Genomic DNA, 4,473 nt, shown 5'->3' on the forward strand with positions numbered 1-4,473 from the left:
TACTGTTCCGGTCCTTCCGGGCCGGGGTGGACGCCCGGCTCGGGGTGGCCGACAAGGCGGGCGGTGTGTATGGCCGAAAAGTGGTCTATGTCTGGCGGGATGACGCCTCGAATCCCACCGGAAACCAGGCCGCCGCCCGGGGGCTCGTGGAGAACGACCAGGTGTTCGGAATCATCGAGTCGACCTCCGTGGCCAGTGGTTCCGCCGGTTATCTCAATAGCCGGCGAATACCGGTGACCGGTACCTCGCTGGAGGCGGCCTGGACCCATAACGACAACATGTTCAGCTACTCGAATATGATCTTTGACGGGCCGTCCGTCACGACTTGGGGTGAGTTCGTCGCCGAGCGTGGCGGCCACCGGGCGATCATCGCCCAGTCCGGGTTCTCGGCGACCTCCGTGACCCTCGCCGACAAGATGGCGTTGAGCCTCGCCGCGGCCGGGGTGCGGGTGCTCGGCCGGATCGACGCGACCGGGCCGATCGACATCCCGGGCATCGGCCGGAAGGTGCGCGACAGCGGCGCGGACGTCCTGGTCGGCGCCGTCACCGGCGCCGCCTTCGGCCAGGTGGTCCTGGGCGCCCGGGCGGCCCGGGCGGATCTGCGGGTCATCCTGTCGCCCACCGGCTACGACCAGCGTCTCCTGCAATTGTTCGGCGGAGTGCTGGCCGGGGTCTACAGCTTCGTTGACTACCTGCCGTTCGAGCAGGTGACTCCCGCTCACCAGCGGTTCCTGCAGGCCATGCTGGAGTACGCGCCCCAGGTGTCCCCGCCGGCCCAGCAGGCGGCCCTGTCCGGGTGGATCTCGGCGGACATGTTCCTGCGCGGTCTGGTGGCCGCCGGGCCATGCCCCAGCCGGGAGACGTTCATCAGGGGCCTGCGGGCGGTGCGCGGCTATGACGCGGACGGGTTGCTGCCCGTCCCCGTCAACTTCGCCACCCATTTCGGGCAGATCAACCGTTGCCACACCTTCCTTCAGGTCACCGCGGACGCGAAACGTTTCGTGCTGGTCCCGCCCGTACCACGGTGCGGGACCGAGATCGGCCGGTAGCACGTGCCCCATCGTGGCGCCGCGATGTGAGCCGCGTCCGCGCCGCCCGTGCCTCCTGACCAAGAACTTCGGACTAGCCTCGGACTAGCATCGCTGGGGCGGCAGAAGACGTTCCAGCTCCAGGACCGGTTACCCGGCCGGCTCGGGATCGTTACGAGGACGACACGGGCCGCACCCCGATCTTCCGTGATCTGCACCAGGAGAAGCCAGTGAGCTCAACGCCTGTCAACGTCACCGTAACCGGCGCCGCCGGTCAGATCGGCTACGCGCTGCTGTTCCGCATCGCGTCGGGCCAGCTGCTGGGTGCGGACACGCCGGTGAAGTTGCGTCTGTTGGAGATCCCGCAGGCCGTGCGGGCGGCGGAGGGCACGGCGCTGGAGCTCGAGGACAGCGCCTTCCCGCTACTGGCGGGGGTGGACGTGTTCGACGACGCCAAGCGGGCTTTCGAGGGCACCAATGTGGCCCTCCTCGTCGGCGCACGCCCGCGGACCAAGGGCATGGAGCGCGGCGACCTGCTGTCCGCCAACGGCGGGATCTTCAAGCCGCAAGGCGAGGCGATCAACAGTGGTGCCGCCGAGGACATCAGGGTCCTCGTCGTCGGGAACCCAGCGAACACCAATGCGCTCATCGCCCAGACACACGCTCCGGACGTGCCCGCCGAGCGGTTCACCGCGATGACTCGGCTTGACCACAACCGCGCGATCGCGCAGCTCGCCAAGAAACTCGGCGTGCCCAGCGCCGAGATCAAGAAGATCACGATCTGGGGTAACCACTCGGCTACCCAGTACCCGGACATCTTCCACGCCGAGGTGGGCGGGCGCAGCGGCGCCGAGGCGGTCGGCGACCAGGCATGGATCGCCGACGAGTTCATCCCGCGGGTCGCCAAGCGGGGCGCCGAGATCATTGAGGTGCGCGGCGCCTCGTCCGCGGCGTCGGCCGCCTCCGCGGCCATCGACCACATCTTCACCTGGGTCAACGGCACCCCGGCGGGCGACTGGACCTCGGCGGCGATCCCGTCCGACGGCTCCTACGGTGTGCCCGAGGGGCTCATCTCCTCGTTCCCGGTCACCGCGTCCGGCAGCCGGTTCGAGATCGTGCAGGGTCTGGAGCTCGACGCCTTCTCCCGGGAGAAGATCGACGCCTCGGTGCGTGAGCTGGCCGAGGAGCGGGAGGCGGTCCGCGCGCTCGGCCTCATCTGAGCCGATTTCTCCCCGCCTGCGCAGGCCGGTGAAGCCTGCGCAGGCCGGCGGAGCGGAGGGAAGTGTGGAGGGTCGGTCACGGTTGCCGGCCCGGAAACGTGATTATCCATCCAGGGCTCCGTGCCAGGCGGCGGATGCGGCGGGAGATGACACGAACGGCGGACTTTCCGGCGTCCGTTGTGCTTTCTTCTTGAGGGACGCCGGTACCAGTGCCGGCGCCCGCGGCGTCAGCCGACCGAATCGCAGGCGCGCGGGCGACGGGGGATGACGAGGTATCCGGTATCCGTGATTCCGGCTCTCGGCTGGCCTGTCGCCGCTGCGCCTGCCGGTCGTCGGACGTCGGCCTGGAGCTCTCGCCGCCGTCAATGGTGGCGAGACGTCCGAGGAGAGACATTGTCCCTCACGTCCACTCGGCCCGTCCCCTCGATCCCGCCGCATTCCCTGTTGCTGTTCCTGCTTCAGCTCGCCATGCTGCTCAGTCTGGCAATTCTGCTCGGACGTGTCGCCGTGCGCCTGCGGATGCCTGCCATCGTCGGTGAGCTCTGCGTCGGCGTGCTCCTCGGCCCGTCGTTGCTCGGAACGCTGTGGCCGACCTTCTCGGACTGGTTTCTTCCGCGTGACGCCGCGCAGTTCCACCTGCTCGACGCGGTGGGACAGCTCGGTGTCCTCTTCCTGGTCGCGCTCAGCGGGTTCGAGATTGATACGCGGATCATCCGCCGGCGCAGTCTCACCGTCGCCCGGATCAGCCTCGGTGGGTTGCTCCTGCCGTTGGGTTTCGGGATCGTCACCGGCGTGCTGATGCCGTCCTCCCTGCTGGGCCCCGACGGCGACCGGACGGTCTTCGCGCTGTTCCTCGGGGTGACGATGTGCGTGAGCGCCATCCCGGTGATGGCGAAGACGCTCATGGAGATGCGTCTGACCCATCGGGAGGTCGGGCAGCTCGCGCTGGCCGGCGGGGTCATCGATGACGCCGTTGGCTGGCTGATGCTGGCGGTCGTGTCCGCGATGGCGACCACCGGTGTCCGGGCGGGCGACACGGCGTTGTCGGTGCTTTACGTCCTCGGGGTGAGGATCTTCGCGTTGACGATCGGCCGGGTCGTCGTCCGGGCCGTGCTGGGACGGATCATTGCCACGAGTGGTGCCGGCGCCGGGGCTGGCGCCGATCCCGGCGCCAGGAGCGGATCGGTCGTGGCCTTCGTGGCCGTGCTGGTGCTCGCGTCGGCGGCCGGGACGCAGGCGTTGGAGCTGGAGGCGGTGTTCGGCGCCTTCCTGGGCGGGGTCGTCCTCGGGTCGTCCGGCCTGGTGGATCATGCCAGTGTCGCCCCGTTGCGAATCGTGGTGATGGCGGTGCTTGCGCCCATCTTCTTCGCGACGGCGGGCCTGCGTGTTGATCTCACTGCTCTGAGTGAAACCCGGGTTCTGTTCGCGGCGGTGATCGTGCTCGCGGTCGCGGTCTTCGGCAAGTTTGCCGGTGTGTACGCGGGGGCCCGGGCCAGCTGGCTGACCCCCTGGGAGGGTCTCGCCCTGGGCGCAGGCATGAACGCGCGGGGGGTCATCGAGATCGTGGTGGCCAGCGTCGGCGTGCGGCTGGGGGTGCTCTCCACCGAGACGTACACGATCATCGTTCTGGTCGCGATCGTCACGTCGGTCATGGCTCCGCCGATCCTGCGCCGCGCCATGCGACAGGTCGAGCAGACCGCCGCGGAGGAACAGCGTCGCCTTGTGCTGGACGGTCACCATGCGAGCGGTGCCGGTGGCGTCGGTGCCGCGGAGGCGGGTGTCATCACCCGTCGCGAGACCCGGACGCTCCCCGCGGCTCGGTCCCGCGCACGACACCGAAGGTCGGTGAACCCATCCAATACAACGGGTAGGGACGGGTTAGAATTCGAGGACGAATCCGCCGGCTGACGGACCACCTACCGTCGCGTCGCCGGATTTCTGGGGGCATGCCTACGGGGGACTCGTGACGGACCGGCTGACCGAGGCGGAGATCGAGGCGCTTTCCACCACCTTTACCAACCAGATGAAGGCGACCCATCTGTTGGAACGTGCCGGGCTGGCGCGTCGGCACCATCCGCAGTTCTACCCGGGTGAGTCGTCGTTCGAGTTCTGGTCCGAACTCGCGTCGCTGTTGGAGAACGGCCTGTTGCCGGACGGCCGGAGGCGCATCCTCACCGAGGCGCATCGGGACTATCGGGGCAACCGGATCTTCGCCGACGCCGTCC

At 68.8% G+C, this 4,473-nt stretch carries 4 protein-coding genes; all 4 read left to right on the forward strand.

Features of this window, described 5'->3' with window-relative positions:
• The coding region (locus tag AC08ON_RS11620) for an ABC transporter substrate-binding protein (protein ID WP_476616949.1) at positions 1-1,049 on the forward strand (1,049 nt) is incomplete at its 5' end.
• Positions 1,050-1,258: 209 nt separating this feature from the next.
• Complete coding sequence (locus AC08ON_RS11625) at positions 1,259-2,248, forward strand: malate dehydrogenase (protein WP_476607602.1); 990 nt, start codon at positions 1,259-1,261, stop codon at positions 2,246-2,248.
• A gap of 393 nt (positions 2,249-2,641) precedes the next feature.
• Complete coding sequence (locus tag AC08ON_RS11630) at positions 2,642-4,156, forward strand: cation:proton antiporter (protein WP_476607601.1); 1,515 nt, start codon at positions 2,642-2,644, stop codon at positions 4,154-4,156.
• A 55-nt stretch (positions 4,157-4,211) separates the two neighbouring features.
• Positions 4,212-4,473: effector-associated domain EAD1-containing protein (locus AC08ON_RS11635; protein WP_476616950.1), on the forward strand; the 262-nt coding region annotated here is incomplete at its 3' end.

This window comes from Frankia sp. CoWAU3 (assembly GCF_977971855.1).